Below are 19,703 nucleotides of genomic sequence, written 5' to 3'. Positions count from 1 at the left end.
CGGTATCGAACCCCAGGTTGACGAAGCGCTCCATCTTCACCGAGGCCGCGCGCAGCTGGTGCGCTTCACGGAAGACGGCGTGAACTACCTGCTGCAGATCCATGCGGCGATCAAATCCATAGAGCAGGAATACGAGGCCCTGCTGGGCGCTGCGCAGCGGCCTGCGCCTGCTGGCCTATTCCCAGGAAGAGCAGCCGTAGGGCGGCGCTGCATTTTTTCGCGCGCAAACGCGATCAAAATAGCCCGGTCCGCTTTTCTTTCAACGACAGGTATCTGCACCCGCGCTTGCGCATCGAAAGTCCTCCCATGTCTCTGCGTCCCCGTCTCCTGCAAAACGGCCCCATGCCGCTGGCCTCTCTTGACCGCGATCTCGCCGAACAGTTCGATATCCACCGCCTCGACCAGGAAGCCGACCGCGCGGGCTTTCTCGCCGCGCATGGCGCCGAGTTTGTTGGCCTGGTCACGGGCGCCGGCACGGGCGCCGGCACGGGCGCCAAGGCCGAGCTGGTGCGTGCCCTGCCCAATCTGCAGGTCGTGAGCAGCTTTGGCGTGGGCTACGACGCGCTTGACGAAGCCGCGCTGGTCGCACAGAAGGTGCGTGTCGGCTACACGCCCGACGTACTCAACGATTGCGTTGCCGATCTGGCGTTCGCGCTGCTGCTCGACGTCTCGCGCGGCGTCAGCGCAGCCGACCGCTTCGTGCGCCGCGGCGAGTGGGCCAAGGGCCGCTTTGCGCTGCAGACCCGGGCCTCGGGCAAGCGCCTGGGCATCTTCGGCATGGGCCGCATAGGCTCGACCATCGCGCGCCGCGCTTCGGGCTTCGACATGGAGGTCGGCTACCACAACCGCCGCCCCGTCGAAGGCTCGCCGCATGCCTACAAGGACTCGCTGCTGGAGCTGGCCGCATGGGCCGACTACCTGGTGGTGGTGGCCGCGGGCGGCGCCGCGACGCGCCATCTGGTCAATGCCCAAGTGCTGGACGCACTTGGCCCCCAGGGCTTTCTGGTCAACGTCGCGCGCGGCAGCGTGGTCGACGAAGAAGCGCTGGTGCAGGCGCTGCAGCAGGGCCGCATTGCAGGCGCGGGCCTCGATGTTTTCGAGGACGAGCCCCGGCCGCTGCCCGCGCTGCTGGAACTCGACAACGTGGTGCTGGCACCGCACATGGCCAGCGGCACGCACGAGACCCGCCGCGCCATGGCCGATCTGGTGCTGGAGAACCTGCACCACTTCTTTGCCACGGGACGGCCCAAGGCTGAGGTGCCCTGGTCGGCAGCGCTCTGAGCGCCGCGCCCGGGCTTCAGGGCCGCGGCGTGCCGAGCTGATCGCCCACCCGCGCGCCCAGGTGGGCGCGAATGTGGGCGGTGATGGCGCTGGCCTGTTCGTCGCCCAGTTCGTGGGCGGCGCTCTCGCGCGCCGTGAAGTGCATGATCAGCAGCGCGCGCAGCTTCTCGAACGCCTGCGGGTTCTTGTGCCCGCAGACGATGTCATTGCGATCTATCACCCGCTCGATCACGCCGGGGTCGAGCAGGCGTATGCGGCAGATGATTGCCAGCTGGGCGATTTCGAGATCGATGCTTTCCAGTATCGTCTCCCAGTGCCGGGGACTCGATGGTTCGACGGTCATATTTCATGTCCAGGTTGGAATTTCCGCGCCATTCGCCGCGCGTGGGCTAGGCCTCGGGGATGCGGTTGACCAGCGCCGCGCCGCGCTCGAAGGCGCTGATGCTGGCAATGGTGGTCTGCATGATCTGGCCTATGGCTTCCTGCGTGAAGAAAGCCTGATGGCCGGTGACGATCACGTTCGGGAACGACACCAGGCGCTGTATCACATCGTCCGTGATGATGGTCGAGGACAGATCCTGGAAGAACAGGCTGGCCTCCTGCTCGTAGACATCGATGGCCAGGCCGCCGAGCTGGCCCGTCTTCAGCGCCTCGATCGCGGCCTCGGTATCGACCAGTGCGCCGCGGCTGGTGTTGACCAGGATGGCGCCGCGCTTGGCGCCCGCCAGGGTCTGCGCGTTGACGATGTGGCGCGTGTGCTCGGTCAGCGGGCAGTGCAGCGAGACCACGTCGCTCTGGGCCATCAGTTCCTGCACCGCCACATAGCGCCCGCCAATGGCGGTGAACACCGGGTTGGGCTGCAGATCATGGCCCAGCACCGTGCAGCCGAAGCCGCGCATGATGCGCGCGAAGATGGTGCCTATCTTGCCGGTGCCGACCACGCCCACCGTCTTGCCATGCAGGTCGAAGCCCATCAGGCCGTCGAGCTCGAAATTGCCATCGCGCGTGCGCACGCTGGCGCGGGCGATCTTGCGGTTGACGGCCAGCAGCAGGCCCACGGCGAACTCCGCCACCGAATGCGGCGAGTAGTCGGTCACGCGCACCACCTCCATGCCCAGGCGCGCCGCGGCCGCGGCATCGACATGGTTGTAGCCCGTGGAGCGCGTCGCGACCAGGCGCGTGCCCTGCGCGGCCAGCAGGGCCAGCACTTCGGCGTCGACGTTGTCATTGACGAACACGCAGACCGCGGCGCAACCGGCGGCCAGCGCCGCGGTGTCGCGCGTCAGCCGGTCCTGCAGGAAGACCAGCTCATGGCCGGCCTCGCTGTTGGCCTGCGTGAGCAGGGACTTGTCGTAGCGGCGGGTGCTGAAGACGGCGGTTTTCATGGCTGCGTTTCTTTTCCTGGAGTGGCGTCGGCAGAGCTACGGTAACCGGTATCAATGTCCCACTGGCGCGCTCGGCGCGCCGCCGCGCCGGCGCCGGGATCAGGCCAGGTTGGGCGCCAGCAGGCTGCGCAGTTCGGCCTCGTCCATGCCGCGGCGCTTGGCCATGTCGATCAGCTGGTCGTCGCCGATCTGGCCCACGTTGAAGTAGGTCGAATCGGGGTGGCCCAGGTAGAAGCCACTGACGCTGGACGCGGGCATCATTGCCAGGCTTTCGGTCAGCGTCATGCCGATGTCGGGGCATTGCAGCGTCTCGAACAGCGCGATCTTGGCGGTATGGTCGGGGCAGGCCGGATAGCCGGGCGCGGGGCGAATGCCCTGGTACTTTTCCTTGATCAGCTCGGCGTTGCTGAGCTGTTCATCGGGCGCATAGCCCCACAGGTCGGTGCGCACGCGCTGGTGCAGGCATTCGGCAAAGGCTTCGGCCAGGCGGTCGGCCAGCGACTTGAACAGGATGCCCGAGTAGTCGTCGAGCTGGTCGACGAACTCCTGCTCCTTCTTCTCCATGCCCAGGCCGGCCGTGACGGCAAACAGGCCGGCGTAATCCTTGATGCCGCTGTCCTTGGGCGCGACGAAGTCCGCCAGGCAGCGGCTGGGGCGCATCACGCCGTCCACGGCCTGCTTCTCGGTCTGCTGGCGCATGCCGTACCAGGTCAGCAGCACCTGCGTGCGGCTGTCGTCGGTATAGAACTCGATGTCGTCGCCCACGCTGTTGGCCGGGTACAGGCCGATCACGCCGTTGGCCGAGAGCCAGCGGCCGCTGATGATCTTCTGCAGCATCGCCTGGCCGTCGGCCATGACCTTGCGCGCCTCCTCGCCGACGATGGCGTCGTCGAGAATCGCGGGATAGGGGCCGGCCAGGTCCCAGGTCTGGAAGAACGGGCCCCAGTCGATGAAGCGCGCGATCTCGTTGAGATCGAAGTTCTTGAACACGCGCCGGCCCAGCGCGCGCGGCGCAGGCGGCACGCGCGTGAAGTCGACCGGCGTGGCGTTCGCGCGCACCTTGGCCAGCGGCCACATAGGCACCTGCTTGCGGTTGGCATGCTGCTGGCGCACCTTGTCGTAGTCGGCTTCCAGCGTCTGCAGATACTCCTCCAGGCCTTCGCCGAGCAGGCTCTGCGCCACGCCCACGCTGCGCGAGGCATCGGGCACGTAGATCACCGGGCCGTCGTACTTGGGCGCGATCTTCACGGCCGTGTGCACGCGCGAGCAGGTGGCGCCGCCGATCAGCAGCGGCATCTGGCGGTCACGGAAGTACGGGTCCTTCTGCATTTCACCGGCCACGTACTGCATCTCTTCCAGACTGGGCGTGATCAGGCCCGACAGGCCGATGATGTCCGCGCCCTCCTCCTTGGCCTTGGCCAGGATCTCGTGGCAGGGCACCATCACGCCCATGTTGACGACTTCGAAGTTGTTGCACTGCAGGACCACGGTGACGATGTTCTTGCCGATGTCGTGCACGTCGCCCTTGACGGTGGCAATCACGATCTTGCCCTTGGAGCGCACGTCCTGGCCCGCTGCCTGCTGCTGGCGCTTTTCTTCCTCGATGTAGGGCACGAGATGCGCCACGGCCTGCTTCATCACGCGCGCCGACTTCACCACCTGGGGCAGAAACATCTTGCCCGCGCCGAACAGGTCGCCGACGACGTTCATGCCGGCCATCAGCGGGCCTTCGATCACGTGCAGCGGACGGCCGCCGCGCGCCAGCACTTCCTGGTAGGCCTCTTCGGTGTCCTCGGTGATGAAGTCGGTGATGCCATGCACCAGCGCATGCGCCAGGCGCTGGGCGACGGTGACGGGCGCCTCGGGCGTGCCGCGCCATTCGAGGCGCTTGCTTTCGTCCTTGGCGCCGCTGCGCGCGGTCTCGGCGATCTCGACCAGGCGCTCGCCGGCGTCGGGCCGGCGATTGAGCACCACGTCCTCGACGCGCTCGCGCAGCACGGGCTCGATGTCGTCATAGACGCCGACCATGCCGGCGTTGACGATGCCCATGTCCATGCCCGCCTGGATCGCGTGGTACAGGAACACGGTGTGGATGGCTTCGCGCACCGGGTCGTTGCCGCGGAACGAGAACGACACGTTCGACACGCCGCCCGAGACCTTGGCGCCGGGCAGGTTCTGCTTGATCCAGCGCACGGCCTCGATGAAGTCGACCGCGTAGTTGTTGTGCTCTTCGATGCCGGTGGCCACGGCGAAGATGTTGGGATCGAAGATGATGTCCTCGGGCGGGAAGCCGACTTCGTCGACCAGGATGCGATAGGCGCGCTCGCAGATCTCGATCTTGCGCGCAAACGTGTCGGCCTGGCCTTTTTCGTCGAACGCCATCACCACGGCCGCGGCGCCGTAGCGCTTGACCAGCTTGGCCTGGTGCTTGAAAGGCTCGAGGCCTTCCTTCATGGAAATCGAATTGACGATGCCCTTGCCCTGGATGCAGCGCAGCCCGGCCTCGATCACCGCCCACTTCGACGAGTCGACCATGATGGGCACGCGGGCGATGTCGGGCTCGGAGGCGATCAGGTTCAGGAAGCGCACCATCGCGGCCTCGCTGTCGAGCATGGCTTCGTCCATGTTGACGTCGATCACCTGGGCGCCGTTTTCCACCTGCTGGCGCGCGACGGCCAGCGCATCCTCGAACTGGCCGTTGAGGATCAGGCGCGCAAAGGCCTTGGAGCCCGTGACATTGGTGCGCTCGCCAATGTTGACGAACAGCGTGTCCTCGCCCACAAACACGGGCTCTAGGCCCGACAGACGCATCGGAGGAATGGAAACTTCAGACGGCATACAACTCACCTGCACAAAACAAGGGCCAACAGGTGAGCGTCGTTGCGGGAGACTGAAACCCCAAGCCTGACAGTGGGTCCGATGATGGATAGGACCAACCGCTGCAACGCTCCTTGGGGGTTAGCCCGGGATTTTAGCGGGGATGCGCGGGGGTTGCCGCTGCTGGGGTTCTGGAGGGTGGGCGTTCATCCTTCGACAGGCTCAGGACGAACGTAAACAACCGTTCACCCTGAGCTTGTCGAAGGGTGTCTTAACTACGAACCAACAGCCCTTACTTCGCCGTAGGCATCACGAATTCCGCGCCCTTGCCAATGCTCTCGGGCCAGCGCTGCATGATGCTCTTTTGCTTGGTGTAGAAGCGCACGCCTTCCTCGCCGTAGGCATGCATGTCGCCGAACAGGCTCTTCTTCCAGCCGCCGAAACCCTGCCAGGCCATGGGCACGGGAATCGGCACGTTGATGCCGACCATGCCCACCTGGATGCGGCGGCCGAACTCGCGCGCCACGTTGCCGTCGCGCGTGAAGCAGGCCACGCCGTTGCCGAACTCATGGGCGTTGACCAGATCGACCGCCTGGGCGAAGTCGGGAACGCGCACGCAGGCCAGCACCGGGCCGAAGATCTCTTCCTTGTAGATGCGCATTTCAGGCGTCACATGGTCGAACAGCGTGCCGCCGAGCCAGAAGCCGTTGTCGCAGCCCGCGCCGGCCTGCGCGCCGTCAAAGCCGCGGCCGTCGACCAGCAGCTGCGCGCCTTCCTGCTCGCCCAGCGCGATGTAGCCTTCGATGCGCGCGCGCGCGGCCTGGGTGACGATGGGGCCCATCTCGGCGGCCAGGTTCTCGCCGTCGAGCACCTTGAGCGTCTTGGTGCGCTCGACCAGCTTTTCCACCACCTTGTCGGCCACGTCGCCGACCAGCACCGCGACGCTGATCGCCATGCAGCGCTCGCCGGCCGAGCCGTAGCCCGCGCCTATCAGCGCGTCGACCACCTGGTCGATGTCGGCGTCGGGCATGACCACCATGTGGTTCTTGGCGCCGCCCAGCGCCTGCACGCGCTTGCCCAGGCGCGCGCCGGTTTCATAGATGTAGTTGGCGATGGGCGTGGAGCCGACAAAGCTCACGGCCTTGACGTCGGGGTGCTCGATCAGCGCGTCCACGGCTTCCTTGTCGCCCTGGACCACGTTGAACACGCCGTCGGGCAGGCCGGCCTTTTGCAGCAGCTCGGCCATCATCAGCGAGGCCGTGGGATCGGTAGGGCTGGGCTTAAGCACGAAGGTATTGCCCGCGGCAATCGCCACCGGGAACATCCACATCGGCACCATGACGGGGAAGTTGAACGGCGTGATGCCCGCGACCACGCCCAGCGGCTGGCGCAGCGTCCAGTTGTCCATGCCGGTCGACACCTGTTCGGTGAAGTCGCCCTTGAGCAACTGCGGAATGCCGCAGGCAAACTCGATGATGTCGATGCCGCGCGCGACTTCGCCCTGGGCGTCGGTGAACACCTTGCCGTGTTCGGCGGTGATCGCATGCGCGAGTTCATCCTTGTGCTGGTTGACCAGCTCGAGGAACTTGAACATCACGCGCGCGCGGCGGATAGGCGGCGTGTCGGCCCAGGCCGGAAAGGCGGCGGCGGCCGAGGCCACGGCGGCATCGACATCGGCGCGGTTGGCCAGCGCCACGGCGCCGGTCACGGCACCGGTTGCGGGGTTGGTCACGGGCTGGCTGCGCAGGCTGTTGCCGGCCACGCGCTGGCCGTGAATGAAGTGGGCAATGGAGGCCGTGGAGATGGCTGCGTTCATGGAAAAGTCCTTGGGGTCGGCGTGAACAATGGCCAAAGTGTAGGCAGGCACCGGCGCCCTGCCCAGCCCTGTGGCGTGAAATGATTGTTTAGTTTGGTGAACAATGGCGCAATGAATTCCAACGATGCACTGAAAACCGAACAGCTCTGGTCGCACCTCTGGTGGCTGGTGGTGCTGGAGCAGCAGGGCAGCTTCACGGCCGCGGCCGCGCGCCTGGGCGTGAGCAAGGCGGCGGTGAGCCAGCACATCGCGGGCCTGGAGCGCGCGGCCGGCGTGCCGCTGGTGCGGCGCACCACGCGCTCCATGCTGCTGACCGACGCGGGCCGCCACCTGGTGCAGGACACGCGCGAAGCCTTTGCCCGCATTGCGGGCAGCTTTGCCCAGGTGCGCGACCTGGCCGACGCGCCGCGCGGCAGCCTGCGCGTGACCGCGCCCGTGGCGCTGGCGCGCCAGCATCTGGTGCCGCGCCTGCCCGAATTTCTCGATCGCTATCCCGACATCCAGCTGGAGCTCGATCTGTCCGACCAGCTGCGCGCGCTGTCGCAGGACGGCCTGGACCTGGCCATACGACATATCGGCACCCCGCCCGACAACCATGTGGCCTGGGCGCTGTGCAGCACGCATTCGGTGCTGGTGGCAAGCCAGGCCTATCTCGAGCGCCACGGCCCGATGCCCGCGGCGCCCGACGACCTGCGCCAGCACCGCTGCCTGCACTACCCGCGCGGCCACGAAGCCGCGGCCTGGACGCTGCAGCGCCAGGGCCGCGGCGGCGGCGCGCGCGCCACCGTGCCCGTGAGCGGGCCGCTGGTCGCCAACAACAGCGAGGCGCTGCGCGACGCGGCCATTGCCGGCCTGGGCATTGCGCTGGTGCCCGACTTCAGCGCCCAGGCCGCGCTGGCCGCGGGCCAGCTGGTGCAGGTGCTGCCGCAGTGGCGGCCCATGGGCGCGTTCAGCGACACCATCTACGCGATGCGCCCTTATTCAGCCCATGTGCCGCGCGCGGTGGCGGTGTTTGTCGAGTGGGTTCGGGAGGTGTTTGCCAGGGGATTTGCGCCGAGTTGAGAGGCGGCAGGGGCATGAGGACGGGTCGTTCATGGTTCGACAAGCTCACCACGAACGGTTTTACCGTTCGCCCTGAGCCCGTCGAAGGGTGAACGACCTGTCCTCAAAAAAACAGCCCGGCATCCATCCGGGCGCCGGGCTATGCAGAGATCAGCCAGAAGCTCAGGCCTTGATTCCCAGCTTGTTCACCAGCTGCCTGAACGTTGCGTTGTCGCGCGCAATCACTTCGAGAAACGCCGGCTGGTCGAGATAGCCTTCACCCATGTTCTGCTTGGCCATGGTGGCGCGCAGATCGGGTTCCTGCAGCGTTCGCGCCATCACCGTGCGCAGCTGCTGGATGATTTCGGGCGGCGTGCCCTTTGGCGCCGCCAGGCCGCGCCAGCCGCCTATCACCAGGTCGATGCCGCGCTCCTTGAGCGTGGGCACCTGCTCCCAGCCGGCCTGGATGCGCTTGTCGCCCATGATGGCCAGCGGCCGTATCTTGCCCGCGGCCACATAGGTGGCGACTTCGACCGGAGTCACCGCCACGGCTTCGATATGGCCGCCCAGAAGGTCAAGAACTGCGGGATTGGCGCCGCGGTAAGGCAGGTGGTTGAACTGCACGCCCACCTTGTCCTCGAGCGCCGCCGCCGCCAGATGGCCCAGCGAGCCCGGGCCCGCATTGCCTATGCGCACGCCGCCGACATTCTTCTTTGCCGCGGCAAGAAACTCTTCCAGGGTCTTGAACGGCGAATCGGCGCGCACGGCAATCGTTGCCGGGTCGGCGTTGAGGCGCGCGATGGGCACCACGTCGTCGGACGTGATCTTGGTCAGGCCCATGTGCGGAATCATCGTCATCTCGACGGTGATGATTGCCAGCTTGTAGCCGTCGGGCTTGGCGGCCGCGAGTTCGGACCAGCCCACGGCGCCGCTGGCGCCCGCGCGGTTCATGACAATCACGTTCTGCGGGAAATGCCGGCGCATGGTCTCGGCCATGGCGCGCGCCAGCACGTCGGTGCCGCCGCCGGCGGCAAACGGCACGATCAGCTCGACCGGGCGCTGCGGGTAGCCGGGCTGGGCCCAGGCGGGCAGGCTGGCGGCGGCCGCGATCGCGGCCAGGCCACGGCCGAAGCCGCGGCGATTCAGGGATGCATGCATGTCTGTCTCCTCTTTTTTCTCAGCCGCGCGCGCTTCAATCCAGCTGGATCTTTGCCGAGCGGATCACTTCGCTCCAGAGCTTCTGTTCGCTGCGCACGAAGTCGCCGAACTCGCCAGGCGTCATCGCCATGGGCTGGATGCCGATTTCCTCGAACTTGGCGCGCAGCGCGGGCTGGGCCAGGGCCGCGTTCAAGTCCTTGTTGAGCCGCTGCACCACGGGCGCGGGCAGCTTGGCCGGGCCGACAAAGCCTTGCCAGGCATAGGCCTCGAAGCCGGGCACGCCGGCCTCGGCCATGGTGGGCACATCGGGCAGGATGGCCATGCGCTGCGGCGTGGCCACGGCCAGCACGCGCAGCTTGCCGCCCTTGATCATCGACAGGCTGGGCGGCAGATCGACAAACATGGTCTGCACCTGGCCGGCCATCAGGTCCTGCAGCGCGGGCGCCGAGCCCTTGTAGGGGACATGCAGCAGGTTGCTGCCGGTGCGCTGCTTGAACAGCTCCAGCGCCACATGCAGCGGCGAGCCCGGGCCCGACGAGCCCGAAGTCACCTCGCCCGGATGGCTGCGCACATGGGCCAGGAACTCGCGCATGTTCTTTGCGGGGAAATCGGGGTGCACGGCCAGCACCAGCGGCATGCGGCCCAGGCCGCCGATGAAGCTGAAGTCCTTTTGCGCGTCGTAGCTCAGGCTGCGGTACATCGCCGGGTTGAACGCCAGCGTGCCCGAATCGGCCGTGCCCACGGTATAGCCGTCGGCGGGCGAGCGCACGATCTGCGTGGCGCCGATGATGGTTGCCGCGCCGGGCTTGTTCTCCACCACCACGGTCTGGCCCAGCTCCTTGGACATGCCGATGGCGAGATTGCGCGCAATCACGTCGGTGGTGCCTCCCGGTGCATAGGGCACGACCCATTTGACGGGCTGGGCCGGAAAAGCCGCCTGGGCCTGTGCCAGACCCGTGCCGAGCAGGGCCGCGCCCAGCACCGCAATCAATTGCCGTTTCTTCATGTCTTGTCTCCTGGTTTTATGTTTTTTGCCCCAGCGGGGCGCTCTCACACTGCGGCGACTCAGGTCGCCGCAAGCATCCATTCATGCGCTGGATCGTTGCGAAATGCCCAGCGGCGTTCCGGTCCGGCCATGGTGTTGAGGTAGTACAGGTCGTAGCCATGCGGCGCGACGCAGGGGTGGTAGCCGCGCGGCACCATCACCGTGTCGCGGTGCTCCACGGCCATGGTCTCGTCGAGCGAGCGGTCGTCGGTGTAGACGCGCTGGAAGGCGAAGCCCTGCTGCGGGTTGATCTGGTGGTAGTAGGTTTCCTCGAGCACGGTCTCGGCGTTCGGCTGGGCCGGATCGCTGCTGTCGTGCTTGTGCGGCGGATAGCTCGACGAGTTGCCCGCGGGCGTGATCACCTCGACCACCAGCAGGCTTTCGGCCGGCTCGGACTCGGGCAGGATGTCGCAGACAAAGCGCGTGTTGCTACCCTTGCCGCGCACGCTGCGCTTCATCTGCGCGGGCGCGATCACGCGCTCGGGGTGCAGGCCCTTGGCCGGCGCCAGGCTCAGCGCGACTTCGGCCGCGGCCGAGGCGCTGATGTGCACGCCGCGCCCGGGCGGCACATACAGCGCCGCGGGCGCGCGTTCCTCGAACACCGAGGCGCGGTTGCCCAGCGCGCTGTACAGCACGCCGCCCACGCGCACGTCGACGCTGCCCGACAGCACCGTGAGGCACAGCTCGAGCGCGCCGGTCTGCAGCGCTTCCTCCTCGCCCGGCTGCAGACGCAGCACCTTGAACGTGATGTGGCGCCAGCCCGCCGACGCGGGCGTGATGTCGGTGACGATGCGGCCCGGCTGGGCCTTGACGAGAAGACTCATGCGGTTGCTCCTGCGCGCAGCGCGCCTTGTGGTTCCATGCCGGCCGCGGCGCGGCTGGCGCGCCAGCCGGCAATCAGTTGCCGGAAGTTGGCCGCGACCTGGGCATGCAGGCCGGCGTCGTCGATCTCGCCGCGCAGCCAGGCCAGGGCCGGCGCCGACCAGACGCTGCGGCCAATCATGAAGCCCTTGACCAGCGAGGCCGGTGCCTGGGCAAACGCCGCGATCAGCTGCTCCACGGGCTGGGACAGCCCCAGGATCACCGCGCCGCGGCAGTAGGGGTCGCGTTCCTGCACCAGCGCTTCGAGCGCCAGCCACTGGGCGCGCGACATCGCGCCCACCTTCCACCACTCGGGCTTGAAGCCCAGGTCGTAGAAACGTTCAATGGTCTGCACCACGCATTCGCCGCTGTCGCCGGGCGCGATCTGCTCCTTGGGCGGAATCACTTCGAGCAGCAATTCATGGCCGCTGGCGCGCGTCGCTTCCCAGACCTGCTGCAACCATTCCTCCTGCTCGGCGCGCAGCGCGGCCGCGTCCTGGGGGTGGTAGAACACCAGGCATTTGACGGTCTGCTCGCGCGGCCAGTGCTGCAGCTGCGAGGCCAGCGAATGCGTGCCGTCGAAACGCAGCGGGCGCGAGCCCGGGCGCTCTATGGGGCGGCCCACCCACCAGCCGCGGCCGGTGGCGTCGTGCAGCGCGGCTTCGCCTATGCGGCCGTCGATCAGCACGCCCATGCGGCCCTTGCAGCCCGGGTCGTTCTCGACATCTTCGACCACGCTGTTGATCAGGCGCTTGAGCTGCGGCAGGCGCGCGCGGTCTGCGCCCGCCTGGTCGGCCAGTTCCTCGAACTGCGAGCGGTGGTCATAGGCCAGCACGCACAGCTCGGGCCAGGCCGGGCGCGCGGCCGTCACGCGGTGCAGATGGGCCAGCTGCGGGTCCTGGTCGGGGCGCGCCTGGCGCTGGCCGGAAAACCAGTGCGCCAGCTCGGCCGGCGTCGGCATGGCGGGCGCGCAGCCGTGGCGCGAGACCACGATTGCGCCGCAGGCATTGGCCATGGCCGCAGCCGCGGCAAACGACTTGCCGCGCAGCAGGCCGGCGAGCAGGCCCGAGGCAAAAGCGTCGCCCGCACCCAGCACATTGAGCACTTCGATGCGCTCGCCGAGCACCGTGAGCGCGTCGTCGATGGCCGCGGGAATCGCGCCGTCGATGATCGAGCAGCCCAGCGGGCCGCGCTTGACGACAAACACCGCCGCCGTGCATTCGCGCGCGCGCCGCAGGCTGGCCATCAGGTCGCCTTCGGCGCCGCCGGCAATCATCCATTCCTCTTCGGTGCCTATGATCAGCTCGAACAGGCCGAGCTGCTGCTGCAGATGCGCGCTGACCTGGTCGTTGCCTATGTAGCGGGTCTCGCCGTCGCCCTTGCCCGTGAGGCCCCACAGCACGGGGCGGTAGTCGATGTCGAGCACGCGCACCAGGCCGTGGCGCCCGCCGATCTCCAGCGCCTTGCGGCTCGCGGCCAGCACGCCGGGCGTGCTCAGGTGGGTGCCGGTGATCACCAGGCTGCGACACTGGGCCAGGAAGTCTTCGTGGATATCGTCTGTCGACAAGGCCATGTCGGCGCAGTTCTCGCGCGCAAACAGCAGCGGGAACGTATCCTGGTCCTTGATGCCCAGCAGCACCATGGCCGTGAGGCGTTCGGCGTCGACCTTCACCTGGCTCACGTCGCAGCCTTCGCGCTGCAGCGTGGCGCACAGGAAGCGGCCGTTTTGCTCATTGCCCACGCGCGAGATCATTGCCGAGCGCATTCCCAGGCGGGCCGTGCCGAAGGCGATGTTCGCGGAGGAACCGCCCAGGTATTTGGAAAAGCTGCTCGCCGCCTCGAGGCTGCAGCCGATCTGCTGGGCATAGAGATCGACGGCCAGGCGCCCAAGGCAGGCGACGTCAAAGGGGCGGTCGGCGGGAAAAGGCAGCGTGCTCATGGTTTCCTTGTTGGTCACATCGGCAGCGCGCAGGCCCCGCCGGATAATCTTCGCCAGCGGATGATAATCCGATATAGAAAATATTTTCTAAATTTATGAAAAATAGAACAACCTCCCAGGAAACGCCGCCGTCCTCACAATCCCCTGCGGGCTTTGCGGATACCCAGGCTTTCCTGGCGGTGGTGCAGGCGCAGTTCGACAGCCTGAGCCGCCAGCTCAAGGCCATTGCCCGCCATGTCGAGATGCACCGCGACCGGCTGGTGCTCGACGGCGTTCAGGCCACGGCCGAGGCCTGCGGCGTGCAGCCGTCCGCCGTGGTGCGCTTTGCCAAGCACTTCGGCTTCAGCGGCTATTCCGAGCTGCAGGCGCTGTTTCGCGCCGACGCCGAGCGCCAGCTCGCGCCCAACCGCGGCTACCAGGAGCGCATTCGCGGGCTGATCGTTCCGGGCGCGCAGACGCTGGCCGTGGGCCAGCTGGCGCGCGAAGTCATAGAGCGCAGCGTCGACAGCCTGCAGGCGCTGCAGCGCCAGCTGCCCGACGACCGCTTCGAGGCCGGCGTCGATCTGATGGTGCAGGCGCCGGCCATCTGGCTGGCGGCCTCACGCCGTGCGTTCCCGGTGGGCGCCTATCTGGCCTATGCGCTGCAGCACACGGGCAAGGCCGTGCACTGGCTCAACGGCCTGGGCGCGATGCAGCAGCTCGAGCTGCGCGCGCTGCGCCCCGGCGATGTGATGCTTGCGGTGTCGTTTGCGCCCTATGCGCAGGAGACGCTGGAGATGGCCCAGGCGGCCGTGGCCCGCGGCGCGCAGCTGATCGCCATCACCGACAGCCAGCTGAGCCCGCTGGCCGCCCAGGCCAGCGTGGTGCTGATCGCCCAGGACGGCGCGACCTTTGGTTTCCGCTCGCTGACGAGCACGCTGGCGCTGGCGCAGTCGTTGTTTCTGGGCCTGGCCTACAGGCTGGAGCTGGCTTATGAGGCGCCGGTGGCCACGGACTGAGGCAAGTCCTGGGGCTGGGCCGAAGACGGCAGGCCGAACACCCGGTCAAACGCCCAGTTGAACGCAAAGGTATAGACCAGGAAGAACAGCAGCAGGCCCAGGTCCATCAGAAAGGCCTGCCACAGGCTCACCTTGAACCACCAGGCAAACAGCGGCACCAGCATCACGACCAGGCCGCCCTCCATGCCCAGCGCATGCGCGGCGCGGCGCGCAAAGCCGCGCCCGCGCCGTGCCTGGCGCGCTTCCCAGCGCTCGAACAGGCCGTTCCAGACCACATTCCAGGCCACGGCGATGGCCGAAGTGATGACCGCAACAATGCTCGAGTGCGCCGCGCTTTCGCCGGTCAGGGCGGAGAGGCCGTAGGAGGTTGCGGCAATCGCAAACAACTCAAACAGGGTGACATATACGACGCGCCGCCACGGGCCCTGCAGCTGGCGTTTCGGAGAAGAAATATTCAAAGACATGGGCTCAATGTATAGGGTTTCCACTGATAACAAAAGTCAGCATCTTTCAGATTTACTGATAGATTGCGGCGATGGCCTTTTCCTCCGATAACGTTCTGGTGTTCTTGGCCGTGCTCGACCACGGCTCGTTTTCCGCCGCCGCGCGCGCGCTATCGCGCGTGCCTTCGGCCGTTAGCATGGCCATCGCCCACCTCGAAGCAGAACTGCAGCTCAATCTGTTCGACCGCAGCGGGCGCGAGCCCCGGCCTACCGAAAGCGCGCGCGCGCTCGAGCCCCAGGCGCGCCTGCTGGCCGCGCAGCTGCAGCAGCTCAACGGCCAGGCGCTGGCGCTGACCCAGGGACTCGAGCAGCGGCTGAGCATCGCCATCGCGCCCGAGCTGCTGGCCTCGCGCTGGACCGCGGCGCTGGCCGAACTCGCCCAGGCCCACCCCTTGCTCGAAGTCGAAGTGCTGGCCGCGCCGCAGGAAGACGCGCTGGCGCTGCTGCACACCGGCCGCGCGCAGCTCGCGCTGGTCTTCGAGCGTCCCAGCCTCGACGGGCGCGAGGGTTTCCAGGAAGTGGGCAGCGACACGCTGATCGCGGTCATGGCGCCCGACCATCCGGTGCTCGAGGCCGCGCGCCGCGAGGCCGCGGGACGCGAAGGCATGCCCGCGGCGTCACTCAGCGAAGAGCATCTGAAGACCACGCGCCAGATCGTGGTCGCGAGCCGCGACCTGGGCCAGACCGACGCGCGCTTCGTCTATGCGCGCCACATCTGGCGCACCGACAATCACCTTGCCGCGCTGGGCCTGATCGAGGCCGGCCTGGGCTGGGGCTGGCAGCCGCGCTCGCTGGTCGCGCCGCGCATCGAGGCCGGCCGGCTCGTCGAAATGCCGTTTTCCAATCTGAGCAACGGCCTGCGCCTGTGGGTCGACGTGGTCTGGTCCAAGCAGCGTCCCATGGGCCTGGGCGCACAGCTGTTCGTGCAGGCCATGGGCAAGCAGATGGCCGGGGACTGAAGCCGCCCCCGCGGCCCGATCACAGCTGCAGAAAAGCTTCTCCTATGCCGTCGAACTGCACCTGCACGCCGTCGCCGGCCCGGGCGCGCGCCAGACCCACCCAGCTGCCCGTGGTGACCACCGTGCCCGCGGCAAGCGTGCCGTAGGCCATGGTCGCATGGCGCAGCCAGTCGGCGAGCAGCCAGGCGGGATCATTGAGCGAATGGGTGCCGGTGTGCACGCTGGTTTCGCCGCCGCCCAGGCGCAGCCGGCAGACCTGGCGCGACCAGTCGGGCGCGGCGCGCACCAGGTCGCAGGCCTGCCACTCGCCGATGACCAGCGCGCCATGGCACAGCTGGTCGGCCATGAGCAGCGGCGGCGGCGCGGCAAACTGCTGCTGCCAGCGCGACTCGACCACCTCAATGCTCACCGCCATGGCATCGACCAGGCCCGCGCATTCGCCGGCCTTCAGCTGCCAGGCCTGGGCCACAGAAACGTCCTGGCCCAGGCGCAGCGCGATCTCGGCCTCTATGCCGCGCGTGTGCAGCGGCCAGTCACCGGCGCGCGCGGGGCTGGACCAGACGCCGGCCGGCGGCAGCGGCGCATGCGTCAGCGGGGCGCCGCGCGCCGCGCCGCCCGACTTCCAGGCGCGCGGCGCGCCCTGGGCAAACCAGCCCAACTCCCGGGCCACGGCCTGCTGCACGGCATAGGCCTGCTCCGGTTCGGCCAGGCTGGCCGCGAGTGGCAGCGCATCGGCCAGTTCGGCGCGCGCACGCGCCTGCAGCAAGGCCTGGGAAACGGCTTCAACGGACATGGAACTCCTGGGCAAAGACAGTGACAGAAAAAGGGTCGCAAAAACGCCCCGGCCTAGCCTGCATTCTTCCGCAAAAACCGCGCTTTCGGACGCTTGTTTCAGAGAGGAACTCCATGGTTATGCATGAAATGCATAACAACCAAAACAAGCGGCGTTGGACAAGCCGCAGCCACAGGAATAAGCTGAAAAACAGGTCATCCATTTTGTGACCACTGCTTCAAACGCTTTGGAATATTCCATGCAAAACACCCCTGCCTCCCCGTCGACCAGCTCTCTGCCGGCCCACCCCCTGCCCTCCTATCTGCAAGCCGACAAGCTCGGCCCCTGGGGCATCTACCTGCAGCAGATCGATCGTGTAACGCCCTATCTCGGCCACCTGGCACGCTGGGTCGAAACGCTCAAGCGCCCCAAGCGCGCGCTGATCGTCGACGTGCCGATCGAACTCGACAACGGCACCATTGCCCACTTCGAGGGCTATCGCGTGCAGCACAACACCAGCCGCGGCCCGGGCAAGGGCGGCGTGCGCTTCCACCAGGACGTGACGCTGTCCGAAGTGATGGCCCTGTCGGCCTGGATGTCGATCAAGAACGCGGCCGTCAACGTGCCCTACGGCGGTGCCAAGGGTGGCATCCGCGTCGACCCCAAGAAGCTGTCGAATGGCGAACTCGAGCGCCTCACGCGCCGCTACACCAGCGAGATCGGCATCATCATCGGCCCCAACAAGGACATCCCCGCGCCCGACGTCAACACCAATGAGCAGATCATGGCGTGGATGATGGACACGTATTCGATGAACACCGGCTCCACGGCGACGGGCGTGGTCACGGGCAAGCCCGTCGACCTGGGCGGTTCGCTGGGCCGGCGCGAAGCCACGGGCCGCGGCGTGTTCACCGTGGGCGTCGAAGCCATGCGCCGCACCGACATGCGCATCGAAGGCGCGCGCGTCGCCGTGCAGGGCTTCGGCAATGTGGGCGGCACGGCCGCCAAGCTGTTTGTCGAAGCCGGCGCCAAGCTGGTCGCGGTGCAGGACCACAGCGGCAGCATCTACAACGATCTGGGCATCGACGTGCCCGCGCTGCTGCGCCATGTGCAGCACACGGGCGGCGTGGGCGGCTTCGCCGGCGCCGACGTGCTGGCCAAGGAAGAGTTCTGGGGCGTCAACTGCGACATCCTGATTCCGGCCGCACTCGAAGGCCAGATCCACCTGGCCAACGCCGGCCAGATCAAGGCCAAGCTGGTGATCGAAGGCGCGAACGGCCCGACCACACCGGAAGCCGACGACATCCTGCACAACAACGGCGTGCTGGTGCTGCCCGACGTGATCGCCAACGCCGGCGGCGTCACCGTGAGCTACTTCGAATGGGTGCAGGATTTCTCCAGCTTCTTCTGGAGCGAGGACGAGATCAACGCCCGTCTGGTGCGCATCATGCAGGACGCCTTTGCAGGCGTCTGGCAGGTGGCCCAGGACCACAAGGTCAGCCTGCGCACCGCGACCTTCATCATCGCCTGCCAGCGCATCCTGCATGCGCGTGAAATGCGCGGCCTGTACCCCTGAAGCCCTGGCCAGGCCGCGGCCGTCAGAAACGGTAGGTCGCGGCCAGCCAGATACGCGGGTTCTTGTAACCCAGGCGGGAACCGGGCCGGTGCCCGCCCGTGCGCCAGGCCACCACGGCCTGCGCGCTCCAGGATTTTTCGGTCCAGCGCAGACCCAGGCCCGCGCCCGACAGCGAACGCCAGTTGTCTTCGCGCCGCCAGGGGCGGCGCCGCAGCTTCACCTGTCCTGTGTCGGCAAACACAAAAGGCTCGGCGCGGCCCATGGGGTGGCGCAGTTCCATCTGCAGCAGCCAGCCTTCATCGCCCTGGCCTTCGGCACTGGTCCAGGCGCGTATGCGTTGCGGCCCGGATGCCGCAAACCACTTTTCGCTGTCGAGGTTGCGGCTGGCTTTCTGGCCCGCAAAGCGACCCCAGAGCACCCAGTCCTTGCGCAGCATCTGTTCGTGGCGCAGATCGGCGCTGAGCAGCCGATAGTGCCCCTCGGTGTGCGCACTGGTGCGGTCCTCGTTGCGCAGCCCATGGTCGAGCTTGAGCCGCCCCAGGCCCAGCATCAGTTCGCCCGACGTCTTGCCTTTGTCGTTCGCATATTGGCCACTGAGCTTCAACGGCAGCATGTTCAGCGTGCGATGCTCCTGCACCGGCGCCTTGCCGCGCGGACTGGCCGTGTCATCGGAATGCGTGCGCTCCAGGCCCACGCTCGCCTGGAGGTTGCCGGCCTTGTCCAGCCATAGCGGGTACGACAGCTCCAGCAACAGGATGTCCGAGGTCCCGCGCGCATTCAAGCCACGCCGTTCGCGGTGCAACTGGTAGTCGGTGTGGTCCAGCTCCGCACGCAGGCTCCAGCCGTTGATGCCCAGCGGCAACGAATAGCCGACAACGAGGTTCCAGGTGCCGTGCCAGCGGCGATGGCCTTGCAGGCTCAGCGCGTCGCCCAGCGTCCACAGGCTGGGAAAGTCAAGGGCAAAGCGCAGGCGCTGGTCTCCCGTGAAGCGGCTGCCGTGGTTGTCCAGGCCCACCAGGCCGCTGTAGCGCGGCTTGCGCGTCAGCGTCACGCTCAGATCACGCGCCCCGTCTTCCGCGGCGCCGAGCACTGACTTGCTGCTCACGCCCGGCAGTTCCTCAAGCAGCTGCAGCCGGCGCTGCAGCGCCTGTTCGTCTATCGGTTCGCCAGGCTGCAGATCGCGTATCCAGCGCGTGGCGGCAGGCTGCAGCGCGGCATCGTCGGTCTCGATGCGCACCGCGCCAAAGCGCCCGCCGCGCAGGCCATCATCCGGCACCGCAGCAGGCGCGGGCAGGGCCTGGGCCGCAGGCCCGTCCCCAGGCGGCTCCTGCGTCTGCGCGAGTGCGGATTCGAGGCACAGCACAACGGGACACAGGGCCAGCCAGGCCCTGCGGGAAGCGATGGCGATGGAATGCATGGCGGTTCTCCTTGGCAAGCCAGGCATCTGATCCACTCAGACCCGGCCTTGACACAGACAGTAACCAGCAGACGCACCAATGGATAGGATGAAACTATCGGCACGAATCAAAGAGATGCCGTCGCCGGCCTTGCT

At 67.4% G+C, this 19,703-nt stretch carries 16 protein-coding genes and 1 riboswitch; of the genes, 5 read left to right on the top strand and 11 right to left on the bottom strand.

The features are described 5' to 3' along the window. Positions 1–306: 306 nt before the first annotated feature. A complete protein-coding gene (locus tag ACSVDO_RS00615; protein ID WP_489594576.1) occupies positions 307–1,281 on the top strand; it encodes a 2-hydroxyacid dehydrogenase in 975 nt (324 codons plus the stop codon). Positions 1,282–1,297: 16 nt separating this feature from the next. Here the strand turns inward: ACSVDO_RS00615 and ACSVDO_RS00610 are convergent, their stop codons facing one another. The 4 genes from ACSVDO_RS00610 to ACSVDO_RS00595 form a co-directional block, all read right to left on the bottom strand. Further along, on the bottom strand, positions 1,298–1,624 hold the full coding sequence (locus ACSVDO_RS00610; RefSeq protein ID WP_489594575.1) for a hypothetical protein: 327 nt from the start codon (positions 1,622–1,624) through the stop codon (positions 1,298–1,300). A 46-nt stretch (positions 1,625–1,670) separates the two neighbouring features. Beyond that, positions 1,671–2,666, bottom strand: a complete 996-nt coding sequence (locus tag ACSVDO_RS00605; RefSeq protein ID WP_489594574.1) for a 2-hydroxyacid dehydrogenase — start codon at positions 2,664–2,666, stop codon at positions 1,671–1,673. A 99-nt stretch (positions 2,667–2,765) separates the two neighbouring features. Then, positions 2,766–5,504 (bottom strand): methionine synthase, encoded by a 2,739-nt coding sequence (metH, locus tag ACSVDO_RS00600; protein WP_489594573.1) that lies wholly within the window; start codon positions 5,502–5,504, stop codon positions 2,766–2,768. Between the two features lie 27 nt (positions 5,505–5,531). After that, positions 5,532–5,625: riboswitch (S-adenosyl-L-homocysteine riboswitch) on the bottom strand. 150 nt (positions 5,626–5,775) lie between these two features. Further along, positions 5,776–7,299 carry a CoA-acylating methylmalonate-semialdehyde dehydrogenase gene (locus tag ACSVDO_RS00595; protein WP_489594572.1) on the bottom strand — a complete coding sequence of 508 codons (1,524 nt, stop codon included), beginning with the start codon at positions 7,297–7,299 and terminating at the stop codon, positions 5,776–5,778. A 111-nt stretch (positions 7,300–7,410) separates the two neighbouring features. On the opposite strand from ACSVDO_RS00595, the gene ACSVDO_RS00590 reads away from it, so the two are divergent. Next, the gene (locus ACSVDO_RS00590; protein WP_489594571.1) at positions 7,411–8,361 is read left to right on the top strand and encodes a LysR family transcriptional regulator; all 951 of its coding nucleotides are present in this window, start codon (positions 7,411–7,413) and stop codon (positions 8,359–8,361) included. A 162-nt stretch (positions 8,362–8,523) separates the two neighbouring features. Here the strand turns inward: ACSVDO_RS00590 and ACSVDO_RS00585 are convergent, their stop codons facing one another. Genes ACSVDO_RS00585 through ACSVDO_RS00570 form a run of 4 tightly spaced genes read right to left on the bottom strand, consistent with a single transcriptional unit; the run spans position 8,524 to position 13,343 of the window. Next, positions 8,524–9,498 (bottom strand): tripartite tricarboxylate transporter substrate binding protein, encoded by a 975-nt coding sequence (locus tag ACSVDO_RS00585; RefSeq protein WP_489594570.1) that lies wholly within the window; start codon positions 9,496–9,498, stop codon positions 8,524–8,526. 34 nt (positions 9,499–9,532) lie between these two features. Further along, complete coding sequence (locus tag ACSVDO_RS00580; protein ID WP_489594569.1) at positions 9,533–10,504, bottom strand: Bug family tripartite tricarboxylate transporter substrate binding protein; 972 nt, start codon at positions 10,502–10,504, stop codon at positions 9,533–9,535. A 59-nt stretch (positions 10,505–10,563) separates the two neighbouring features. After that, positions 10,564–11,367, bottom strand: a complete 804-nt coding sequence (gene iolB, locus ACSVDO_RS00575) for a 5-deoxy-glucuronate isomerase (protein WP_489594568.1) — start codon at positions 11,365–11,367, stop codon at positions 10,564–10,566. Then, positions 11,364–13,343, bottom strand: coding sequence for a bifunctional 5-dehydro-2-deoxygluconokinase/5-dehydro-2-deoxyphosphogluconate aldolase (locus ACSVDO_RS00570; protein WP_489594567.1), 1,980 nt, complete (start codon positions 13,341–13,343; stop codon positions 11,364–11,366). The genes iolB and ACSVDO_RS00570 overlap by 4 nt, the downstream gene beginning before the upstream one ends. Positions 13,344–13,438: 95 nt before the next feature. Between ACSVDO_RS00570 and ACSVDO_RS00565 the strand changes: the two genes are divergently transcribed. Next, positions 13,439–14,341: a MurR/RpiR family transcriptional regulator gene (locus ACSVDO_RS00565; protein WP_332537886.1), complete on the top strand. Its 903-nt coding sequence runs from the start codon at positions 13,439–13,441 to the stop codon at positions 14,339–14,341. On the opposite strand, the gene ACSVDO_RS00560 is transcribed toward ACSVDO_RS00565, so the two are convergent. Beyond that, positions 14,314–14,772, bottom strand: a complete 459-nt coding sequence (locus tag ACSVDO_RS00560) for a PACE efflux transporter (RefSeq protein WP_489596462.1) — start codon at positions 14,770–14,772, stop codon at positions 14,314–14,316. The two genes, ACSVDO_RS00565 and ACSVDO_RS00560, sit on opposite strands and share 28 nt — an antisense overlap. Before the next feature lie 104 nt (positions 14,773–14,876). Here ACSVDO_RS00560 and ACSVDO_RS00555 point away from each other — a divergent pair, with 104 nt between their 5' ends. Then, on the top strand, positions 14,877–15,803 hold the full coding sequence (locus tag ACSVDO_RS00555; protein WP_332537887.1) for a LysR family transcriptional regulator: 927 nt from the start codon (positions 14,877–14,879) through the stop codon (positions 15,801–15,803). Between the two features lie 19 nt (positions 15,804–15,822). On the opposite strand, the gene ACSVDO_RS00550 is transcribed toward ACSVDO_RS00555, so the two are convergent. Then, positions 15,823–16,596 carry a fumarylacetoacetate hydrolase family protein gene (locus ACSVDO_RS00550; protein WP_489594566.1) on the bottom strand — a complete coding sequence of 258 codons (774 nt, stop codon included), beginning with the start codon at positions 16,594–16,596 and terminating at the stop codon, positions 15,823–15,825. 238 nt (positions 16,597–16,834) lie between these two features. Here ACSVDO_RS00550 and ACSVDO_RS00545 point away from each other — a divergent pair, with 238 nt between their 5' ends. Further along, entirely contained in the window at positions 16,835–18,151 is a 1,317-nt protein-coding gene (locus ACSVDO_RS00545; RefSeq protein ID WP_332537889.1) for a Glu/Leu/Phe/Val family dehydrogenase, read from the top strand. Between the two features lie 22 nt (positions 18,152–18,173). Here the strand turns inward: ACSVDO_RS00545 and ACSVDO_RS00540 are convergent, their stop codons facing one another. Then, on the bottom strand, positions 18,174–19,568 hold the full coding sequence (locus tag ACSVDO_RS00540; RefSeq protein WP_489594565.1) for a ShlB/FhaC/HecB family hemolysin secretion/activation protein: 1,395 nt from the start codon (positions 19,566–19,568) through the stop codon (positions 18,174–18,176). Positions 19,569–19,703: the final 135 nt, after the last annotated feature.

The sequence above is a fragment of the Comamonas sp. DB36 genome (genome assembly GCF_057914905.1).
Note: the sequence above shows the minus strand (reverse complement) of the source record. Positions and strands in the feature narration are given on the sequence as shown.

Bases quoted from the DNA above. Each gene is read 5' to 3' on its own strand.
- ACSVDO_RS00545 (WP_332537889.1), top strand. From the start codon at position 16,835: ATGCAAAACACCCCTGCCTCCCCGTCGACCAGCTCTCTGCCGGCCCAC.
- ACSVDO_RS00565 (WP_332537886.1), top strand. From the start codon at position 13,439: ATGAAAAATAGAACAACCTCCCAGGAAACGCCGCCGTCCTCACAATCC.
- ACSVDO_RS00540 (WP_489594565.1), bottom strand. From the start codon at position 19,568: ATGCATTCCATCGCCATCGCTTCCCGCAGGGCCTGGCTGGCCCTGTGT.
- metH (WP_489594573.1), bottom strand. From the start codon at position 5,504: ATGCCGTCTGAAGTTTCCATTCCTCCGATGCGTCTGTCGGGCCTAGAG.
- ACSVDO_RS00555 (WP_332537887.1), top strand. From the start codon at position 14,877: ATGGCCTTTTCCTCCGATAACGTTCTGGTGTTCTTGGCCGTGCTCGAC.
- ACSVDO_RS00590 (WP_489594571.1), top strand. From the start codon at position 7,411: ATGAATTCCAACGATGCACTGAAAACCGAACAGCTCTGGTCGCACCTC.
- ACSVDO_RS00580 (WP_489594569.1), bottom strand. From the start codon at position 10,504: ATGAAGAAACGGCAATTGATTGCGGTGCTGGGCGCGGCCCTGCTCGGC.
- iolB (WP_489594568.1), bottom strand. From the start codon at position 11,367: ATGAGTCTTCTCGTCAAGGCCCAGCCGGGCCGCATCGTCACCGACATC.
- ACSVDO_RS00585 (WP_489594570.1), bottom strand. From the start codon at position 9,498: ATGCATGCATCCCTGAATCGCCGCGGCTTCGGCCGTGGCCTGGCCGCG.
- ACSVDO_RS00550 (WP_489594566.1), bottom strand. From the start codon at position 16,596: ATGTCCGTTGAAGCCGTTTCCCAGGCCTTGCTGCAGGCGCGTGCGCGC.
- ACSVDO_RS00615 (WP_489594576.1), top strand. From the start codon at position 307: ATGTCTCTGCGTCCCCGTCTCCTGCAAAACGGCCCCATGCCGCTGGCC.
- ACSVDO_RS00610 (WP_489594575.1), bottom strand. From the start codon at position 1,624: ATGACCGTCGAACCATCGAGTCCCCGGCACTGGGAGACGATACTGGAA.
- ACSVDO_RS00570 (WP_489594567.1), bottom strand. From the start codon at position 13,343: ATGAGCACGCTGCCTTTTCCCGCCGACCGCCCCTTTGACGTCGCCTGC.
- ACSVDO_RS00605 (WP_489594574.1), bottom strand. From the start codon at position 2,666: ATGAAAACCGCCGTCTTCAGCACCCGCCGCTACGACAAGTCCCTGCTC.
- ACSVDO_RS00595 (WP_489594572.1), bottom strand. From the start codon at position 7,299: ATGAACGCAGCCATCTCCACGGCCTCCATTGCCCACTTCATTCACGGC.